Genomic DNA, 20020 nt, shown 5'->3' on the forward strand with positions numbered 1-20020 from the left:
CCTCTACCAGGGCGAGGAACTGGGCCTTCCCGAAGTCACCGACCTGCCCGACGACGTCCGCCAGGACCCCTCCTTCTTCCGCGCCAACGGCCAGGACGGCTTCCGCGACGGCTGCCGGGTGCCGCTCCCCTGGTCCGGCGATCTGCCCCCGTACGGCTTCGGGCCCGGCGGCAGCTGGCTGCCGCAGCCCGCCGGCTGGCGGCGGCTGACCGTCGAGGCACAGACCGGCGACCCCGACTCCACCCTGGAGCTCTACCGCACCGCCCTCGAGCTGCGCCGCCGCCTGCCGGGCCTGGGCGACGGGGAGATCAGCTGGCAGCCGGCGCCCGAGGGGCTGCTGGCCTTCCGCCGCCCCGGTGTGCTCTGTACGGTCAACACCCTCGGCCGCGCGGCCGAACTGCCGCTGCCCGGAAAACCGCTGCTCTCCAGCGCCCCGGTGACCATCGACGGCGCCTCGGCCGTCGTCCCCGGTGACAGCTGCACCTGGTGGGCAATCTGACATGCGCCCGGTACAGTCCCATCCCATGACCGCCCGGCTCTCCGATATCGCAGCACAGGCGGGTGTCAGCGAGGCCACCGTCAGCCGGGTTCTCAACGGAAAGCCCGGTGTCTCCGCCACCACCCGCCAGTCGGTGCTCGCCGCCCTCGACGTGCTGGGCTACGAACGCCCGGTGCGGCTGCGGCAGCGCAGCGCGGGCCTGGTCGGACTGATCACGCCCGAGCTCGAGAACCCCATCTTCCCGGCGTTCGCCCAGGTCATCGGGCAGGCACTGACCCGCCAGGGCTATACGCCGATCCTGGCGACCCAGACGCCGGGCGGCTCCACCGAGGACGAGCTGACCGAGATGCTGGTGGAGCGCGGCGTCGCCGGCATCATCTTCGTCTCCGGGCTGCACGCCGACACCTCCGCCGATATGCAGCGCTATGCGCAGCTGCGCGGCCGGGGGGTGCCGTTCGTCCTCATCAACGGCTTCTCCGACCAGGTGCAGGCGCCGTTCGTCTCCCCCGACGACCGGGCCGCGGTGGACCTGGCGGTCACCCACCTCAGCGCGCTCGGCCACCGGCGGATCGGGCTGGCGCTCGGGCCCGAGCGGTTCGTCCCCGTACAGCGGAAGATCGAGGGCTTTGTCCGCAGTATGCGGGAGCGGCTGGACCTGGGCCCGGACGAGGTGGCGCCGCTCATCCAGCACTCGCTCTTCACCCTGGAGGGCGGCCAGGCCGCGGCCAATGCGCTGATCGACCTCGGGGTGACGGCCATTGTCTGCGCCAGCGACATGATGGCGCTGGGCGCGATCCGCGCGGCGCGGCAGCGGCGGCTGGACGTGCCGGGCCAGATGTCCGTCGTCGGCTTCGACGACTCCCCGCTGATCGCGTTCACCGATCCGCCGCTGACCACGATCCGGCAGCCGGTGACGGCGATGGGGCAGGCGGCCGTGCGGGCGCTGCTGGAGGAGATCGGGGGGACGCCGGCCCCGCACAGCGAGTTCGTGTTCCTTCCCGAACTGGTGGTGCGCGGTTCGACCGCTTCGGCTCCCAAGGCGGCGCCGAGGGCGGCCCGGGTTCCGCATCCCGCCCGTACGAGCTGAAGCCTTTCCGTACGCCCTGAGTCTTTCCGTACGTCCCGAGGCTTGCGTACGCCCTGAGTCTTTCCGTACGCCCTGCGGGTTGCGTACGCCCTGATTTCCTTTCCGTACACCACGAGACGGGTATCGAGGTGCGGGGTGTCCCGGCATCGAGGTATCCGGGTATCGGCGATTCTCCTGTCCCTACCCCTGTCCCTGTCCCTGAGTTTCCCCCGGGACTTTCCCCTGCTTTCTCTCAGGGTTGTGGGGGTCCGCCGTCCGTCCTGAGAGGGATACGGATCTTCGAATACCCGACCGAAGAATGATCGGCGACATGCCCGTTTCTGGCAGACTGTCTGCCTATGGGCGATGCGAATGTGAGGACTTTGGACGGTCGGCCCGCCACCCCGCCGGCCCCTGGGGGGAGCGCGGACCGCCCGTCGGGCGGCCGCCGGTGGGCCCGGTTGCGGACACCGCGGACGCCCCGTCTCTGGTTCGAGATCCTGCTGATCGCGGTCAGTTACTGGACGTACTCGCTCATCCGGAATGCCGTGCCCGAGCAGAAGGCGAAGGCGCTCAGAAACGCCGACTGGATCTGGCAGGCGGAGCATGCGCTGGGTATCGCCGTGGAGCACACCGTCAACCACGCGGTGAATTCGGTGACGTGGCTGATCGTGTCGATGAACTACTACTACGCGACCCTGCACTTCATCGTGACGATCGGCGTTCTGATCTGGCTCTACCACTGGCATCCGGGGCGCTATGCCGCGGCCAGAATGGCGCTCTTCGCGACGACCGGAGTCGCGCTGCTCGGCTACTACTTCTACCCGTTGGCGCCGCCGCGGCTGATGACCGGCGGCGGCTTTGTCGACACGGTGGTGCAGCACGACACGTGGGGCTCGATGGCGTCCGGCAATCTCGCCTCGATGTCCAACCAGTACGCCGCGATGCCGTCCATGCACATCGGGTGGTCGCTGTGGTGCGGCATCACCATCGCCATGCTGGCCAAACCGCTGTGGGCGCGGCTCCTCGGCCTGCTCTACCCCACCGTGACACTGTTCGTCATCGTCTCCACCGCCAACCACTTCTGGCTGGACGCGGTCGGCGGGATCCTGTGTCTGGCCTTCGGGTTCACGGTGGCGCTGGGCTGGTACGGGATGCTGCCGCACCGGCTGACCCGTTATGTGGCGGCGCCGGGGGTGAATCTCGCCAAGGCCGGGTGAGGCCGCCGGGCGGAACAGGGCAACACCACCCATCACCCATCACCCGAATGGCCTAACGCACGCCGTATACGTATACGGCGTCGGACGGCCGGGGTGGTGACCGGGTGCCGCGCCTCACCCCTCGTAGAACAGTTCCTCCACGACCGCCCGCGCCCGCCGGGTGATCCGGCGGTAGTCGTCGAGCATGTCGCCGACGTGGCCCTCTTCGTAGCCGAGGTAGCGGCCGACCGCGGCCAGCTCCCGGCCGTCCACCGGGAAGGTGTCGCCGGGGCGGCCGCGGACCAGCATCACGGCGTTGCGTACCCGGGCCGCCAGCACCCAGGCCTCGTCCAGGATCTGGGCGTCCTCGGTGCCGATCAGTCCGGCGGCGTGGGCGGCGGCCAGTGCCTCGCGGGTGCGGGTCGTGCGCAGTCCGGGGATCTCCCAGCCGTAGCGCATCTGGAGCAGCTGGACGGTCCACTCGACGTCGCTCAGGCCGCCGCGGCCCAGTTTGGCGTGGGTGGTCGGGTCGGCGCCGCGCGGCAGCCGTTCGGATTCCATCCGGGCCTTGAGCCTGCGGATCTCCCGGACCGCGTCCTCGCCCAGCCCTTCGGCGGGGTAGCGGAGAGGGTCGATGAGGTCGACGAAGCGGCGGCCGAGGTCGTCGTCGCCGGCGACCGGTTCGGCGCGGAGCAGGGCCTGCGCCTCCCACACCAGCGACCAGCGGCGGTAGTAGGCCGCGTACGAGGCGAGGGTGCGGACGAGGGGGCCGGAGCGGCCTTCCGGGCGCAGATCCGCGTCGATGGGCAACGGCGGGTCGGCGGAGGGGAGTTGGAGCAGCCGGCGCATTTCGTTGGCGATGGCGTGGGCGGCCTTGGCGGCCTCCTGTTCGTCGGCGTCCTCGCGGGGTTCGTGGACGAACAGGACGTCGGCGTCGGAGCCGTAGCCCATCTCGCGGCCGCCGAAGCGGCCCATGCCGATGACGGCGAAGCGGGTGGGCAGGGTGTCGCCCCACTGTTCGCGGACCGCGGCGCGCAGCGCGCCGGCGAGGGTGGCGGCGTTGAGATCGGAGACCGCGGAGCCGACGGCGTCGATGGCGTGGCCGTGGTCCTGTTCGGCTGGTTTGCCTTCGGTGCCGTACGCGCCGATCACATCGGCGGCGGCGGTACGGAACAGTTCCCGGCGGCGTACCCCGCGGGCCACCGCGACCGCCGCCTCGGCGTCCTCCGCGCGGCCGACCGCGGCCAGTACTTCCTGTTCCAGGGCGGACCGGCCGCGCGGCTTGAGGCCGTCGGTGGCGCCGAGGAGCGCGACCGCCTCGGGGGCGCGGAGCAGCAGGTCGGGGGCGAGCCGCCCGGCGGACAGCACCCGGGCGAGGTTCTCGGCGGCGGCGCCCTCGTCGCGCAGCAGCCGCAGATACCAGGGTGTCTTGCCCAGCGCGTCCGAAACCTTGCGGAAGTTGAGCAGTCCGGCGTCCGGGTCGGCGGAATCCGCGAACCATGCGAGCAGGACGGGCAGCAGCGTCCGCTGGATCGCGGCCTTGCGGGTCACCCCGGACGCCAGCGCCTCCAAGTGACGCAGCGCGGCGACCGGATCGGCGTATCCGAGGGCCTCCAGGCGGTGTCCGGCGGCCTTTGCGGACAGTCTCGTCTCACCGGGCTCCAGATGGGCGACGGCATCGAGCAGGGGGCGGTAGAAGAGCTTCTCATGCAGTCGGCGCACTTCTCTAGCGTGCCACTTCCACTCCTTGCGGAGGGTGTCAACGGGCTCCGTAAACAAGCCCAATGAGCGGGCGAGGCGCCGCAGATCCGTTTCTTCTTCGGGCATCAGGTGGGTGCGGCGCATCCGGAAGAGCTGGATGCGGTGTTCCAGTGCGCGCAGGAAGCGGTACGCGGTGTCCAGGGCGGCGGCGTCCTGCCGTCCGACGTAGCCGCCGGCGGCCAGGGCGGCGAGGGCGTCCAGGGTGCTGGCGCCGCGCAGGGTGTGGTCGCTGCGGCCGTGTACCAACTGCAGGAGCTGGACGGCGAATTCGACGTCGCGCAGTCCGCCGGGGCCGAGTTTCAGTTCGCGTTCGACGCGGTCGGCGGGGATGTTGTCGATGACGCGGCGGCGCATCTGGCGTACGTCCGCGACGAAGTTCTCCCGTTCGGCGGCCTGCCAGACCATCGGTGACAGCGCGTCCACGTACGCCTGTCCCAGGTCGAGGTCGCCGGCCATCGGGCGGGCCTTGAGCAGGGCCTGGAACTCCCAGGTCTTGGCCCAGCGCTGGTAGTAGGCGAGGTGGCTGCTGAGGGTGCGCACCAGGGGGCCGTTGCGGCCTTCGGGACGGAGGTTGGCGTCCACCGGCCAGATGGTGCCCTCGATGGTGACGTCCGAGCAGACCCGCATCATGCGGGAGGCGATCCGGGTGGCGGCCTGCAGTGCCTTGGCCTCGTCGACGCCTTCCTTGCCCTCGGCGACGAAGATGACGTCCACGTCGGAGACGTAGTTCAGCTCGCGGGCGCCGCATTTGCCCATGCCGATGACGGCGAGCCGGCAGACCGCGGCGTCGCCGGGGGCCTCCTCGTAGCTGATCTCGAGGGCGGCCCGGACGGTGGCGGTGGCCAGGTCGGCCAGTTCCGCGGCGGCCTCGGCGACGTCGGTCGTACCGCAGACGTCGCGCGCCACGATGCCCAGCAGGGAGCGGCGGTAGGCGACCCGCAGCGCATCCGCGCGTGAGCGGCCCTCGCCCCGTTCGCCCCAGATGCCCTCGGCGAGGGCCTGCTCGAACTCGGGGGTGGTGGGGTGCAGGTCGACGGACTCGTAGGTGACCAGCGAGCGCCAGTCGGCCGGGTGGCGGGCCAGGTGGTCGGCGAGCGCCTCGGACGCGCCCATCACCCCCAGCAGCCGGTCGCGCAGTGGTTTGGCGGCCACCAGCGTGCTCAGCAGCTCCTGCTGTTCGTCGGGGCCGACGGCCTCCACGAGGCGGGCCAGGCCCAGGAGTGCGAGGTCGGGGTCGGCGGTGCCGCCGAGCGCCTCGAGGAGTACCGAGTCGTCGCGTACGGGCGAGAACTCGGGGGTGTCGAGGAGCCGGGCGGCGGCGGAGGGGTCGGTGAACCCGTGGCGCAGCAGCCGGGTGAAGGTGCTGCTCCGCCGTCCCTGCGGAGCGGGTAGTGCCATGGTCGGCCTCTCGGTGCTCGTCCTGCCCGTGTGCCCGTCTGCGCTCGTGTGGCCTCTCGGTGCCCGCCCGTGCTCGGTGCCGCCGGCTGCGCGTGTCAGAGCACCGGCAGCATCTTGCGCAGCTCGAAGGCGGTGACCTCGGAGCGGTACTCCTCCCATTCCTGCTTCTTGTTGCGCAGGAAGAAGTCGAAGACGTGCTCACCGAGGGTCTCGGCGACCAGTTCACTGCGCTCCATCAGCTCGATGGCCTCGCCGAGGTTCTGCGGCAGCGGTTCGATGCCCATGGCGCGGCGCTCGGAGTCGGACAGCGCCCAGACGTCGTCGTCGGCGCCGGCCGGGAGCTCGTAGCCCTCCTCGATGCCCTTGAGGCCCGCGGCGAGCAGCACCGCGTAGGTCAGGTAGGGGTTGGCGCCGGAGTCGATGGAGCGGACCTCGACCCGGGTGGAGCCCATCTTGCCGGGCTTGTACATCGGGACGCGGATCAGCGCGGAGCGGTTGTTGTGGCCCCAGCAGATGTACGAGGGGGCCTCGCCGCCGGCGCCGGCGGTGCGGTTGGCGCCGCCCCAGATGCGCTTGTAGGAGTTGACCCACTGGTTGGTGACGGCGGAGATCTCGCCCGCGTGCTTGAGCAGGCCGGCGATGAAGGAACGTCCCACCTTGGAGAGTTGGTACTCCGAGCCCGACTCGTGGAAGGCGTTGCGGTCGCCCTCGAAGAGGGAGAGGTGGGTGTGCATGCCGGAGCCCGGGTACTCGGAGAACGGCTTGGGCATGAAGGTGGCCTGGACGCCCTGCTCGAGGGCCACCTGCTTCATGACCAGGCGGAAGGTCATGATGTTGTCGGCGGTCGAGAGCGCGTCGGCGTAGCGCAGGTCGATCTCCTGCTGGCCGGGGGCGCCCTCGTGGTGGCTGAACTCCACCGAGATGCCCATCGACTCCAGCATCGTGATCGCCTGGCGGCGGAAGTCCATGCCGACGTTCTGCGGGGTGTGGTCGAAGTAGCCGGAGGAGTCGCCGGGGATCGGCCGGGTGCCGTCGACGGGCTTGTCCTTGAGCAGGAAGAACTCGATCTCGGGGTGGGTGTAGAAGGTGAAGCCGAGGTCGGAGGTCTTGGCCAGGATGCGCTTGAGGACGTAGCGCGGGTCGGCGTACGAGGGGGAACCGTCCGGCATCAGGATGTCGCAGAACATCCGGGCGGTGCCGGGGGCCTCGGCGCGCCAGGGAAGGATCTGGAAGGTCCCGGGATCCGGCTTGGCGATCATGTCCGACTCGTAAACCCGGGCGAATCCTTCGATGGCCGAGCCGTCGAATCCGATGCCTTCGTCGAAGGCCTGCTCAAGCTCCGCGGGGGCCACCGCGACGGACTTCAGGAAGCCCAGCACGTCGGTGAACCACAGCCGGACGAAGCGAATGTCGCGCTCTTCCAGAGTCCGGAGCACAAACTCCTGCTGCTTGTCCATGGCTCACCAATCCTTGCAGGTCAATCGGCCTGTCCACGCGCGTGGATCACGCGCATGGGCCACCAGTATCACGTGAGGGGGTTACCGTCACATTACGCACCCTTGGCCTGAAGCAGAACCGCCGGGCCGTGACCCTCGCCCCGATCCTTCCCGCAGGAGGAAGAGTCAGCGCGGCAGGGGGCGGCAATCGGGGGGCTTGGCGCAGTCTTGGTCCTTCACTGGGGCGGTGTTGACCCGTCGTTGGAGGGTCCATGCCATGGCATGCCTGCGCTGCCGGGAATGCGGCCGATGTCTTCTCCGGCTTCCGGCGGCTGTGGCTGCCGAGCAGGGGCTCAGCGGTCCCTCGGCTCGGGGTTGACGGGGGCGAGGTCCAGTACGGCGCGGGCCACCGCCTCCGGGGCGTCGGCCATGACCAGGTGGCCGGCCGGCGCCGCGACGGTGAAACGGCCGCCCAGCGCGGTGGCGAGCGCCCGCTGGCGCTCCAGCCAGCGCAGTCCGCGGGCGGTCTCGCCGCCGTCGTACGCCGCCAGGACCGCGACCGGTACGGCCGGGAGGGGGTGGCCGGGGCGCAGGACGGCGAGTTCGGCGGCCTGGTAGGGGTAGGTCGCGTTCTCCAGGACGCAGGCGCGCAGCACCCGGCCGGTGCGGTATCCGGCGCGCTCCCACGGGTGCGGCGGATGGCTGCCGACGGTGCCGGCGCGGACGGTCAGCCGGCGGGCGGCGGGGCCGAGGGCGCACGGCACACCGGCGGCGGACAGGGTGGCAGCGAGGCCGGCGGCCCAGGCCGTGCGGACCGCGCGGGGCAGCCGCGGGTGCGGGTCCTCCTCGATGCTGGCGTCGACCAGGACGAGACCGGCGCAGCGGCGCGGGTGCAGCCGGGCGAAGGCCTCGGCGTGGAAGCCGGCGAGGGAGTGGCCGACGACGGTGGCCGGGCCCCGGTGGCCGACCGCGTCCAGGACGCGGGCGATGCGGTCGGCCTCGGTGGTGAGGGCGGGCGGGACCGGTGAGGGGGCGCTCAGGCCCAGGCCGGGGCGGTCGAAGCGGATGACGGTGCGGTACGGGGCGAGCAGGGCGGCGACCGCGTCCCAGTCGAACCAGGCCATGCCGAGGCCGCCGCTGAGGACGCAGGCCGGGCCGCTGCCTTCGGCGAGGATGTGCAGGGGGATGCCGTCGACGGTGCGGATGCGGCCGGGAGGGCGTATCGGGCGTCGGGTCATGGGCGGGCCTCCCGCTTCGGTTTCCTGGATTCGTTATGCCCGGCCGTCCGCGCCACGCACCAGGCCAGCAGCGCGAGGTAGAGGGCGACCAGCAGGATCTGGAGGCGCTGGCCGATGCCGAGCGCCCAGGTGCCCCGGCCCGCGGTGAACGCCGCGGCCGAGGCCAGCGTCCAGAGCGTGGCGGCGAGTTCGGCCAGGACGAGCGGCGGGCCGAAGCGGGCGAGCGCCGACCAGCCCCCCTGACGGTCGTGGCGGCGGGCGGCGAAGGTCAGCAGGAGCAGGGCGGCCAGCGCGCCCGTCAGGGCGAGCGAGCTGCTGACGGCGTGCGCCGTGTGGGTGGCCGGGACCAGGCCCGCGGTCTCCCGGGCCGCGCAGGCCGGATCGCTGGTGGGTGCGCAGCTGAGCGGGAGCCGGGAATCGAGGACGGTGGCGGCGCCGAAGAGGGCGAGCGCGGCCCAGCCCGCCGTCGTCCAGGGCCTGCGTTCCAGGGCGAGCAGCGCGACCAGCGCACCGGCGGTCACCAGCAGTCCGGCCGCCAGGTCGGTGGCGCGGAAAAGCCCGCCGAGCGGCTGGTCGGCGGCGGCGAGCTCACTGACGTATGCCTGCACGGGGTCGATGCCGGTGGCGAGGACCACCTCCAGCACCCAGGCCGTGTACGCCAGGGCGCCGAGCAGCAGCAGGACGGCGGCCGTCCGGTGGCGGACGGGGGCGGAGCGGGTCGGCGGCACGGACATCCTGGTGATCGGATCGGGTGGACCCGGCCGGTCGGACGGAGCGCCGGGCCCGCCGGAAGCGGGGGAAGGCCAAGGATAGGGGGATGGTCTACGGCAATGCGGTGATACCGGCGCATAGCGCGACGGACGGACCGGCCCGCCGGGTAAGGGCGGACCGGTCCGTGGGCTCGATACCCCGTAGGGGCATGGCGCGGGGGCTTGGCCTCCGACGTCCGACGTCCGACGTCTGACGTCCCTGACGGCGCACCCTGCGGCCGGTCCCGCCAACGCCCCGTCACGCACTCCTCGCCCAACTGTCGGTGCCGCGCGTGCAGAAGGAGCGCGCCCGGGCGCCGACGCCTGCCCGCGTTCGCGCCGCTGCGCTCCTTGATCCACCCCTTCGGCCGGCCACGCCGGCCGACTTCACCACTTCGACACCGACACGAGGTGCTCACCCATGCGTACGCAGTCCCCTCAGCCCCCGTCCCGCTCCCGCCGCGAGGCGCTCGGCGTCGGCGCCGCCGTCGCGGGCGGCAGCCTGCTGGCCGCCTGTTCCGGCGGCCGCTCCGCCGCGCAGGACGGCCTGCGCGGTACGGACGACGGCAAGAACGGCATGCCCCACGACGGCGCGCCCGACGACTACATCAGCCCCGACGGCCCGGAGGTCATCGAGGCCGAGAAGGAGCGCGGCACGGACGGCACCGTGCGGCAGTTCCGGGTCACCGCCACCTCGAGCATGCTGGACCTGGGCGGCGTGACCGTCGGCACCTGGTCGTACGACGGCGAACTGCCCGGCAAGGAAGTCCGGGTCACCGCGGGCGACATCCTCCAGCTGACCCTCGACAACCACCTCCCGAAGTCGACGACCGTGCACTGGCACGGACTGACACTGCGCAACGACATGGACGGCGTCCCCGCCGTGACCCAGCGCCCGATCCAGCCCGGCGGGTCCTTCACCTACAAGTTCGCCACCACCCATCCCGGCACGTACTGGATGCATCCGCACATCGGCGTGCAGATCGACCGCGGACTGTACGCACCGGTCATCGTCGACGACCCGAGGGAACCGCTCCGCTACGACCACGAGTGGATCGTCATGATCGACGACTGGCTCGACGGGGTGGACGGCAGCACCCCGGACGCGGTGCTGAACGAGCTGAACCACGGCAGAGGCAGCTCTTCGGGGCACAGCATGGAGCGAAGAGACGGGGGCGGCGATGACGGGCACACGACCCGGATCGGACCGTCCCGGGTGCTGGTGGGTGCCAGGAGCAGGCTGCTGGGCGGAACGGCCGGCATGGTGGACTACCCCTACCACCTGATCAACGGCTGCACCCCCGAGAACCCGCGGATCTTCCGGGCCAAGCCCGGCGACCGGATCCGCATCCGGTTCATCAACGCGAGCGGCGAGACCGGCTACCGCGTCGCCCTGGGCGGCCACACCATGACCGTCACGCACACCGACGGCCACCCCGTCGAGCACGCCGAGACGGATGCGCTGCTGCTCGGCATGTCCGAGCGCTACGACGTCCTGGTCACCGCCAAGGACGGCGTCTTCCCGCTCACCGCGCTCGCCGAGGGCAAGAACCGCACCGCGATGGCCGTCCTGCGCACCAGCGGCGGCGAGGCGCCGGGCCCGGGCACCCGCCCCAAGGAACTCGACGGCACGCTGCTGACCGCCTACGAGATGAAGGCCGAGGAGTCCGACCGGGCGGCACGCCGGGACGTCGACCGCACCATCCAGGTCAATCTCACCGGGAACATGCGCAAGTTCAACTGGGCGATCAACGGGAAGCCGTACACGCCGTCCCAGCGGTACCCGATCGCGGGCGGTGAGCGGGTGCGGCTCGCCATCCACAACCGCACCAAGATGTGGCATCCGGTGCATCTGCACGGGCACACCTTCGCGCTGCCCGACGGCGGGCCCCTCAAGGACACCACCATCGTGCTGCCCCACACCAGCGTGAACGTCGACTTCGACGCCGACAACCCGGGCCTGTGGATGCTGCACTGCCACAACATCTACCACTCGGATTCGGGGATGATGACGATCCTGGGGTACCTGAAGCAGTAGGACGGGCGGCGGGAGGAGGGACGTCCCTCCTCCCACCTCCTCACCCCTCCCCCTTTACGTCACTCAGACGATTAGGGTCCACTACACTGATCCCGTGGCCCAACTTCGTCTCGCCCTCAACCAGATCGACTCCTGCGTCGGCGATATCGCGGGGAACGCCGAAACGATCGTGCACTGGACGCGGCACGCCGCCGACCAGGGCGCGCATCTCGTCGCCTTCCCCGAAATGGCGCTGACCGGCTACCCCGTCGAGGACCTCGCGCTGCGCCCGTCCTTCGTCGAGGCCAGCCGCACGGCACTGCGCACCCTGGCCGCCCGCCTGGCCGACGAGGGACTGGGCGAACTGCCGGTGGTCGTCGGCTATCTCGACCGCGGCGAACAGGAGGAGCGGCGCTACGGACGCCCGGCCGGCGCCCCCCAGAACGCCGCCGCCGTCCTCCACCGCGGCGCCATCGCCCTCTCCTTCGCGAAACACCACCTTCCCAACTACGGCGTCTTCGACGAGTTCCGCTACTTCGTCCCCGGCGACACGCTGCCCGTCGTACGGGTGCACGGCGTCGATGTCGCCCTCGCCGTCTGCGAGGACCTGTGGCAGGAAGGCGGCCGGGTCCCGGCGGCGCGCAGCGCGGGCGCCGGGCTGCTGCTGTCCATCAACGCCTCGCCCTACGAGCGGGACAAGGACGACACCCGGCTGGAGCTGGTCCGCAAGCGGGCCCAGGAAGCCGGCTGCACCACCGCCTATCTGGCGATGATCGGCGGGCAGGACGAGCTGGTCTTCGACGGCGACTCCATCGTCGTCGGCAAGGACGGCGAAGTGATCGCGCGGGCGCCGCAGTTCGCGGAGGGCTGTGTGCTGATCGATCTCGACCTGCCGGACGCCGCGCCCGAGGCGCCCTCCGGCGTCCTGGACGACGGTCTGCGCGTCGACCATGCCGTCCTGACCCCCGATCCGCTGCCGCGGTACGCCCCCGAGACGCTCGGCGGTGAGGCCGAACGGCTCGGCGACCTCGAGGAGATCTACACCGCGCTCGTCGTCGGCCTGCGCGCGTACGTCGCCAAGAACGGCTTCAACAGCGTCGTCATCGGGCTCTCCGGCGGCATCGACTCCGCGCTGGTCGCCGCGATCGCCTGTGACGCGCTGGGCCCGGCGCACGTCCACGCCGTGGCCATGCCCTCGCGCTATTCCTCGGACCACTCCCTCACCGACGCCGCCGAGCTGGCGCGCCGCACCGGCCTCGCCTTCCGTACGGTGCCGATCGCCCCGATGTTCGACGCGTACATGGAGTCGCTGGGCCTGTCGGGCCTGGCCGAGGAGAACCTCCAGTCACGGCTGCGCGGTACGGCCCTGATGGCCATCTCCAACCAGGAGGGCCACCTGGTCCTGGCACCCGGCAACAAGTCCGAGCTGGCCTGCGGCTATTCGACGCTCTACGGCGACTCCGTCGGCGCGTACGGCCCCATCAAGGACGTCTACAAGACCGCCATCTTCCAGCTCGCCCGCTGGCGCAACCAGGCGGCGGCCGACCGCGGGCAGACCCCGCCGATCCCGGAGAACATCCTCACCAAGCCGCCGAGCGCCGAACTCCGCCCCGGCCAGATGGACACCGACTCGCTGCCCGAGTACGACGTCCTCGACCGCGTCCTGGAGCTGTACGTGGACCGCGACCAGGGCCGCGAGGAGATCGTGGCGCAGGGCTTCGACGAGGAGCTGGTGACCCGGGTGCTGCGGATGGTCGACCACGCCGAGTACAAGCGCCGCCAGTACCCGCCGGGCACCAAGATCTCCGCCAAGGGCTTCGGGAAGGACCGGCGGCTGCCGATCACCAATCACTGGCGCGAACCGTGACGCGGCGCTTGGCTTGGTCCCACGTCGTCGGCTTTCCCGCCGTGGAGGTTTCTCTGGGTTCGCCTGCGGCCGGTCCGCTGCGCTTTGCCTGGGCCCCACGTTGTCGTCTGCGGCGCCGCGGTTGGTTTCTCACCGTTGCGCCTGCGGCGGGCGTGGGTGTGTACGGGTGCGGTGCCCCTCCTCCGGACTCCGTCCTGCGGAGTGACCCCTCCCGTGGGTGGGGGGAAGGGGTCGGTGGGGGCGCGCGTCGAGTGTGCAGTTCCCTGTGGGCGTACGGACACCCCCACCGCTTTTCCCCACCCCCACGGGGAGGTGCCGGGCTGTAGCGGCGGAGCCGTGTAAGCCCGGTGCCGCTGCCGAACAGCCCCGCGCAGCGGCAACCAGCCCGCCGCAGGCGCAACGGCCCACGGCGGGAAAGCCGAAAACGGAGGGACTAGACGGCGGCCTTCTCCGCGGACGCGGCCCGGCTGCGGGCCACCACCCGGGACGGGTCCCGGCGGTCCAGAAGACCGGCCGCCACGGCGATGGCGAGGCCGACGGCGGCCAGGGCGGCGCCCACCAGGGTGGGGGACGTCCAGCCCCAGCCGGCCGAGAGGGCCAGGCCGCCGGTCCAGGCGCCACCCGCGTTGGCGAGGTTGAAGGCGGACTGGTTGGAGGCGGCGGCCAGGGTGGGGGCCTGGTGGGCCTTGTTCATGACCAGCATCTGGAGGGGGGTGGTGGTCAGGAAGCCGATGGCGCCGATGAGGACGACGGTGACCAGGGCGGCCCATTTCACCTGGGCGGTGAAGTGGAAGGCGGCGAGGGTGAGGGCGAGCGCGGCGAGGGAGCCGTAGAGGGTGGGGCGCAGGGCGCGGTCGGTGAGGGGGCCCGCGGCGAGGGCGCCGAGGGTCATGCCGGTGCCGAAGAGGGCGAGGATGAGGGGGACCGTGGTCTCGGCGAAGCCGGTGGTCCTGGTCATCATCGAGGCGAGATAGCTGTAGACGGCGAAGATGCCGGCGAAGCCGAAGGTGGTGGTGAGGAGGCCGAGGAGGACCTGGCGGTGGCCGAGGGCGCGGAGTTCGCGAGCCAGGCCGGTGCGTTCCCCGGCGGGCAGCGGGGGGACGAGGCGGGCGAGGGCGGCCATCGCGGCGAGGCCGATGGCGGCCACGACGAGGAAGGTGGCGCGCCAGCCGAGGTGCTGGCCGAGGAGGGTGGCCGCGGGGACGCCGACGATGTTGGCGATGGTCAGGCCGAGGAACATCGTGGCGACGGCGCGGGCCTGGCGGCCCTCGCGTACCAGCCGGGCGGCGACCACCGCGCCGACGCCGAAGAACGCGCCGTGCGGAAGGCCGGCCAGCAGCCGGCCGGCGATCAGCAGGCCGAAGGTGGGGGCGAGGGCGGAGGCGAGGTTGCCGGCCGTGAAGACCGCCATCAGGAGGACCAGCATGCGCTTGCGCGGGATGCGGGAGCCGAGGGCGGTCAGCAGCGGGGCGCCGATGACGACGCCGAGGGCGTAGGCGGAGACGAGGTGGCCGGCGGTGGGCACCGAGGTGCCCAGATCGTCCGCGACATTGGGCAGCAGGCCCATCATCACGAATTCCGTGGTGCCGATTCCGAAGGCCGAGATCGCGAGCGCGAGCAGAGCCAAGGGCATGGGGGCCTGGACCTTTCCGGGGAGAGGGGGAAGCGGAGACGAGCGGTCGTTTCGGTACGTGTGTGCCGGCCGGGCGGTTCGGCTGCGTGTTCGTGTGCGTAGTGGTGTGCACAGTGCGTTTACGCAGCGCGTTGGCGCAGGCCGCCGGCGCGGTTCGTTTACGTACGGAACAAAGTGTCTCAGGTCCAGTGTTCCGGCGTGGGAACGGGATGTGACGAGCCCGTGTCGGGCGCCCCCTGCCGGTACCGCGTCAGATCTTGACCGAGGCCGCGAGCGGCAGATGGTCGCTGCCGGTGGCCTCCAGCGACCAGGCCGCGACGGGGTCGATGCCCTTCATCATGATCTGGTCGATGCGGGCCATCGGGAAGGCGGCCGGCCAGCTGAAGCCGAAGCCGTCGCCGGCGGCGCCCTGCGCGGAGCGCATCTGGGAGGTGACCGGGGCCAGCGAGCGGTCGTTCATGGTGCCGTTGAGGTCGCCGAGCAGGATCACCTTCTTCACCGGGTCGGCGGCGATCGCCTCGCCCAGCGCCTTGGCGCTGCCGTCGCGCTGGCCCGCGGTGAAGCCCGCCTCGACCTTGACCCGTACGGACGGCAGATGCGCGACGAAGACGGCGACCTTCTGGCCGTCGGCGGCGGTGACGGTGGCGCGCAGCGCGCGGGTCCAGCCCATCTTGATGTCCACCGGCCCGGCGTCGGTCAGGGGCCGCTTGCTCCAGAGGCCGACGGTGCCCTGGACGGTGTGGTACGGGTACGCCTTCGCGAGTTCCTGCTTGTAGGTGGGCAGGGCGGTGCCGGTCAGTTCCTCCAGGGCGACCACGTCGGCCTTGGAGTTGACGATGTCGTGGGCGGTGGCCGCCGGATCGGGGTTGTCGGCGTTGACGTTGTGGGTGACGACGGTGAGATTGCCGCCGGCGCCCGCCTTGTCGGTGACCTGTCCGCCGAAGAGGTTGAGCCAGACGGCGGCCGGCAGGACCAGCGCGACCAGGGCGGTTGCCGAGCGGCGCAGCACCGCCAGAACCAGCAGGAGCAGGACGCCGAGCCCGAGCCAGGGCAGGAAGGTTTCGAGCAGACTGCCCAGGTTTCCCACGTCGTTGGGGATCCGTGCGTGCAGGAACATCACCAGCCCGAGCAGCAGGGCGAGCACCGCGAGGACGATGCCGCGGCGCCACATCCCTTCGGGGCGCCACCAGTTCCGCAGGCGTCCGGCCCGGGAACCGGCCCGCTGGGAGCCCCGCCCCTGTCCCGGCTCCGTCATATATGCCTGCGCCATGTAGCTGCCCTCACTGCCGTGCTCTGGTGCGCCTCGCCTGTGGTCCCCGACCCTAGGCGATCGCCTTAATCCGCTTTCTTAGATCCGCGCCGCCGTGGACCACCACGGCGGTGCTTTCCCGATGGTGAGGACGGGGTGGCGGCGGCTCGGGGTTCCGGCGTACGGGTACGTGACGGCGGCTGTGACAGAACGGGCATGATCCGGTCATCTGGGAGGCGACATTCCGGGCGTCCGGGGCGATGCTCAACGGGGCGGAGCGGCGGCCGGTTTCAGCCCGCGGCCGCCGGCGCGGGCCGTACGCCTTCCAGCACCATGTCGACGATGTCCTCCGCGAGCCCCTCGGGCAGTTCCTTCCAGTCGTGGAGCATGGCGCGGGCCAGCATCGGCCCGACGAAGAGGTCGGCGATGGTCTCGATGGCGCGGTCGGCGCGGATCTCGCCGCGGGCCACACCGCGCCGGAGCACGGTGAGCAGCGCCTCGTGACGGGCCCGTACGACCGTCTCGTGATACTCCGCCCACAGCTCCGGCTGTGCCTGGACGTGGCTGACGATGGTGCGCAGCAGCGCGGAGCTGCGCTTGGCGAGTCCGCGGCGGCGCAGGAATTCCAGCAGGGCGACCAGGTCGTCGCGGACCGAGTCGCCCTTCAGCTGCGGGGGCGGTATGTCCAGCGACCGCATGACGTCCAGCATCAGGGCGCTCTTGCCGGGCCAGCGGCGGTAGACGGTGGCCTTGCCCACGCCCGCCTCCCGGGCGATGCGCTCCATCGACAGGTCGCCTATCGAGGCGCCCTCCTCCAGCAGGCGCAGTACCGCCTCGATGATGGCGGAGTCGGCGGCGGCGCTGCGCGGCCGGCCGCGGCGCTCGGGGACCGCCTTTCCCGGCTGCCCCGGTCGCGCAGCGGCTGCCGCCGCCTCGGGCTGTTCCGCCGTCCGGCTCATCCCTGTACGCCTGCCTTCCGCTGTTCACGAGGCTCCGCAGGGCGCGGCGCCGGGCCCGTCCTGCCGGGGAGGAAGGCGGCGACGACCACGGCACCCACCACTGCGACGACGGCCGAGCCGAGGGCGGTGACATGCATGGCGTGCACGAACGCGGTTTCGGCGGAGGCCACCAGATCCCGGCCCGCCGGGCCGAGGTGCCGGGCGAGGCCGAGGGTGGCCTCGATGGATTCGCCGGCCGCGTGGCGCGCGGCGGCCGGTACGCCGGGCAGCGCGCCGAGCTTGTCCTCGATGCCGTCACGGTAGGTGGTGGACAGCAGCGAGCCCAGGACGGCGACGCCGAGGGTGCCGCCGACCTGCCGGAAGACGTTGTTGAGCGCGGAGCCGGAGCCGGCCTTCTCACGGGGCAGCGACTGCATGATCGCGACGGTGACCGGCGGCATGATGTGGGCCATTCCGGTGCCCTGGAGGAAGAAGAGCACCTCCAGGACCCAGATCGGGGTGCCGGTGTCCAGGAGCAGCATGCCGGACATGGTGACGGCGATGGTCAGCATGCCGGCGGTGCACACCGCGCGGGCGCCGAAGCGGTCCACGGCGTGCCGGGCCCGGGGCGAGAAGGTCAGCTGGGCGGCGGCCAGCGGCAGGAGCAGCAGACCGGCCTCCAGCGGGCTGTAGCCGCGGACGCTCTGCACGTAGAAGACGATGAAGAAGGCGACGCCCATCAGCGCGAAGAAGACCAGCGCGACGGCGGCGACGGCGGCCGAGAAGGCGGGCTTGCGGAAGTAGCCGATGTCGATGGACGGGTGGTCGCTGCGCTTCTGGTGCAGGACGAACCCGGTCAGGACCGCGAGGCCGCCGGCGATGGTGCCGAGCACCTGCGGGTCGGTGAAGTCGGCGAGCTGGCCGCCCTTGATGATGCCGTAGACCAGCAGGACCAGGCCGATGACGGAGAGCAGCACGCCGAACGGGTCCAGCCTGCCGGGGCTGGGGTCCTTGGAGTCGGGCACCAGGAGCAGCATCGCGGTCAGCGCGATCAGCACGATCGGGACGTTGACGAGGAAGACCGAGCCCCACCAGAAGTGGTCGAGCAGCAGGCCGCCGGTGATCGGGCCGATGGCGATGGCCAGGCCCACGCCGCCTGCCCAGACACCGATCGCCCGGGGCTGCTCCTCGCGCTCGAAGACGTTCATCAGGATGGCGAGCGTGGAGGGCATGACGAAGGCGCCGCCCAGGCCCATCACCGCGCGGAAGACGACCAGCTCGGCGGGTGAGGCGGCCATCCCGGCGAGCACCGACCCGGCGCCGAAGACCACCAGGCCGAAGAGCAGCACCTTCTTGCGGCCCAGCCGGTCGCCGAGCAGCCCGGAGGTGAACAGCAGCCCGGCGAAGACGAGCGTGTAGGAGTTGATCGCCCACTCCAGCTCGCTCTGGGTGGCGCCGAGGCCGGTGGGGGCCGGGGTCGCGATGGTCTTCATCGCGACGTTGAGGATGGAGTTGTCCAGCACCACTATCAGCAGGCTGAGCATGAGGACGGACAGGATCACCCAGCGGCGCCGGTGGATCCGGTCGGGGACCTGGCGGGCGGGTGGCGCGCCGGGTGCGGTGGAAGAGAGGGCCATGGGACCACCATACGCCTTTTACGATACGGACCCGTTCCGTATCGATGAAACCAGTGGATTCGATGTGTCCGGTGAATCGGGCTTGCACTGCCGTCGACCGGTGTCGTCCTCGCCGTCGTCGCTCGGTGTCGTCGCCCGTGTAGTTTCCGTCGTCTTCTCCGTCGTCGCCTCTTGTGGCGCCGCCGTTCCGCCCCCCTTTCGCTGTGCGTACCACGCATGCCAGCATGGTGAGGAGTCCGGGGACACCGTCAGGGTGCCTCGAGATGATGAACAGGAGCCGTCACCATGACGCAGCTTTCGCCTGCCCAGAAGCCGGTCGACAAGTCCCTGTACGGGGGAACCAGCTCGCGCCGCATCACGGTCCGCGACATCGCCGCCGCCAAGGAGCGCGGCGAGAAGTGGCCGATGCTCACCGCGTACGACGCGATGACCGCCTCCGTTTTCGACGAGGCCGGCATCCCGGTCCTGCTCGTCGGCGATTCCATGGGCAACTGTCACCTCGGCTACGAGTCCACCGTGCCGGTCACGATGGACGAGATCACCCTGCTGTCCGCCGCGGTCGTCCGCGGCACCAAGCGCGCCCTCGTCGTCGGCGATCTGCCGTTCGGCTCCTACCAGGAAGGCCCGGTGCAGGCGCTGCGCAACGCCACCCGGCTGGTCAAGGAAGCCGGGGTGGGCGCCGTCAAGCTGGAGGGCGGCGAGCGCTCCGCGCACCAGGTGGAGCTGCTGGTCAGCGCCGGTATTCCGGTGATGGCCCATGTGGGGCTCACCCCGCAGTCCGTCAACGCCTTCGGCGGCTACCCGGTCCAGGGCCGCGGCGAGGAGGCGGCCCAGCAGCTGCTGCGGGACGCCAAGGCGGTGCAGTCCGCGGGCGCCTTCGCCGTCGTCCTGGAGGCCGTACCGGCGGAACTGGCCGCCGAGGTCACCCGTTCCCTGCACATCCCGACCGTCGGCATCGGCGCCGGCCTGGACTGCGACGCCCAGGTGCTGGTGTGGACCGACATGGCGGGAATGACGGCGGGGCGGATGCCGAAGTTCGTGAAGAAGTACCTCGAGATGCGTGAGCTGCTGGGCGGGGCGGCCAAGGCGTTCGCGGAGGACGTGGTCGGGGGCACGTTCCCCGCGGAGGAGCACACCTTCCACTGACGCCCGGCACGTGGGACGCCGGACGTCCCACGCCGGACCGCTCAACGCCGCCGGCGGGGCTCCGGGGCGGCCACGCCCCGGGGCACGTCCGGCGGGCCCGGTGCCGGACCCGCCTGCCGGGCGTCCGCCGCCCGGTCACGGTGACACCCGGTCACAGCAACACAAACACCAGGCCGAACACGAGGAC

At 71.5% G+C, this 20020-nt stretch carries 14 protein-coding genes; 6 read left to right on the forward strand and 8 right to left on the reverse strand.

The genetic code is table 11. The annotated features are described in order from the left end of the window. The 3 genes from ADL29_RS36305 to ADL29_RS36315 form a co-directional block, all read left to right on the forward strand. Nucleotides 1–499 (forward strand): alpha-amylase family glycosyl hydrolase (locus ADL29_RS36305; protein WP_157878669.1); only part of this gene is annotated, 499 nt, incomplete at its 5' end. Between the two features lie 25 nt (nucleotides 500–524). After that, entirely contained in the window at nucleotides 525–1586 is a 1062-nt protein-coding gene (locus ADL29_RS36310) for a LacI family DNA-binding transcriptional regulator (RefSeq protein ID WP_107095174.1), read from the forward strand. Between the two features lie 338 nt (nucleotides 1587–1924). Continuing rightward, on the forward strand, nucleotides 1925–2785 hold the full coding sequence (locus ADL29_RS36315) for a phosphatase PAP2 family protein (RefSeq protein WP_078971558.1): 861 nt from the start codon (nucleotides 1925–1927) through the stop codon (nucleotides 2783–2785). 114 nt (nucleotides 2786–2899) lie between these two features. On the opposite strand, the gene ADL29_RS36320 is transcribed toward ADL29_RS36315, so the two are convergent. From ADL29_RS36320 to ADL29_RS36335, 4 genes are all read right to left on the reverse strand, one after another. Beyond that, the gene (locus ADL29_RS36320) at nucleotides 2900–5923 is read right to left on the reverse strand and encodes a bifunctional [glutamine synthetase] adenylyltransferase/[glutamine synthetase]-adenylyl-L-tyrosine phosphorylase (protein ID WP_053927778.1); all 3024 of its coding nucleotides are present in this window, start codon (nucleotides 5921–5923) and stop codon (nucleotides 2900–2902) included. A gap of 95 nt (nucleotides 5924–6018) precedes the next feature. After that, entirely contained in the window at nucleotides 6019–7380 is a 1362-nt protein-coding gene (glnA, locus tag ADL29_RS36325) for a type I glutamate--ammonia ligase (RefSeq protein WP_046928364.1), read from the reverse strand. A 332-nt stretch (nucleotides 7381–7712) separates the two neighbouring features. Beyond that, nucleotides 7713–8597: an alpha/beta fold hydrolase gene (locus ADL29_RS36330; protein WP_053927779.1), complete on the reverse strand. Its 885-nt coding sequence runs from the start codon at nucleotides 8595–8597 to the stop codon at nucleotides 7713–7715. Further along, entirely contained in the window at nucleotides 8594–9331 is a 738-nt protein-coding gene (locus tag ADL29_RS36335; RefSeq protein ID WP_053927780.1) for a DUF998 domain-containing protein, read from the reverse strand. The genes ADL29_RS36330 and ADL29_RS36335 overlap by 4 nt, the downstream gene beginning before the upstream one ends. A gap of 436 nt (nucleotides 9332–9767) precedes the next feature. Between ADL29_RS36335 and ADL29_RS36340 the strand changes: the two genes are divergently transcribed. Both ADL29_RS36340 and ADL29_RS36345 read left to right on the forward strand, forming a co-directional pair. Continuing rightward, entirely contained in the window at nucleotides 9768–11384 is a 1617-nt protein-coding gene (locus ADL29_RS36340; protein ID WP_053927781.1) for a multicopper oxidase family protein, read from the forward strand. A 94-nt stretch (nucleotides 11385–11478) separates the two neighbouring features. After that, complete coding sequence (locus tag ADL29_RS36345) at nucleotides 11479–13230, forward strand: NAD+ synthase (protein WP_053927782.1); 1752 nt, start codon at nucleotides 11479–11481, stop codon at nucleotides 13228–13230. A gap of 433 nt (nucleotides 13231–13663) precedes the next feature. On the opposite strand, the gene ADL29_RS36350 is transcribed toward ADL29_RS36345, so the two are convergent. From ADL29_RS36350 to ADL29_RS36365, 4 genes are all read right to left on the reverse strand, one after another. Continuing rightward, on the reverse strand, nucleotides 13664–14863 hold the full coding sequence (locus tag ADL29_RS36350) for an MFS transporter (protein WP_053927783.1): 1200 nt from the start codon (nucleotides 14861–14863) through the stop codon (nucleotides 13664–13666). Between the two features lie 250 nt (nucleotides 14864–15113). Beyond that, on the reverse strand, nucleotides 15114–16118 hold the full coding sequence (locus ADL29_RS36355) for an endonuclease/exonuclease/phosphatase family protein (protein WP_063788602.1): 1005 nt from the start codon (nucleotides 16116–16118) through the stop codon (nucleotides 15114–15116). Nucleotides 16119–16402: 284 nt separating this feature from the next. Continuing rightward, complete coding sequence (locus ADL29_RS36360; protein ID WP_053927785.1) at nucleotides 16403–17071, reverse strand: TetR/AcrR family transcriptional regulator; 669 nt, start codon at nucleotides 17069–17071, stop codon at nucleotides 16403–16405. Further along, nucleotides 17068–18687: an MFS transporter gene (locus tag ADL29_RS36365; protein WP_053927786.1), complete on the reverse strand. Its 1620-nt coding sequence runs from the start codon at nucleotides 18685–18687 to the stop codon at nucleotides 17068–17070. The genes ADL29_RS36360 and ADL29_RS36365 overlap by 4 nt, the downstream gene beginning before the upstream one ends. A gap of 285 nt (nucleotides 18688–18972) precedes the next feature. Here ADL29_RS36365 and panB point away from each other — a divergent pair, with 285 nt between their 5' ends. Continuing rightward, a complete protein-coding gene (gene panB / locus ADL29_RS36370; RefSeq protein ID WP_046928356.1) occupies nucleotides 18973–19833 on the forward strand; it encodes a 3-methyl-2-oxobutanoate hydroxymethyltransferase in 861 nt (286 codons plus the stop codon). Nucleotides 19834–20020: the final 187 nt, after the last annotated feature.

This window comes from Streptomyces chattanoogensis (assembly GCF_001294335.1).
Taxonomy (GTDB): domain Bacteria; phylum Actinomycetota; class Actinomycetes; order Streptomycetales; family Streptomycetaceae; genus Streptomyces; species Streptomyces chattanoogensis.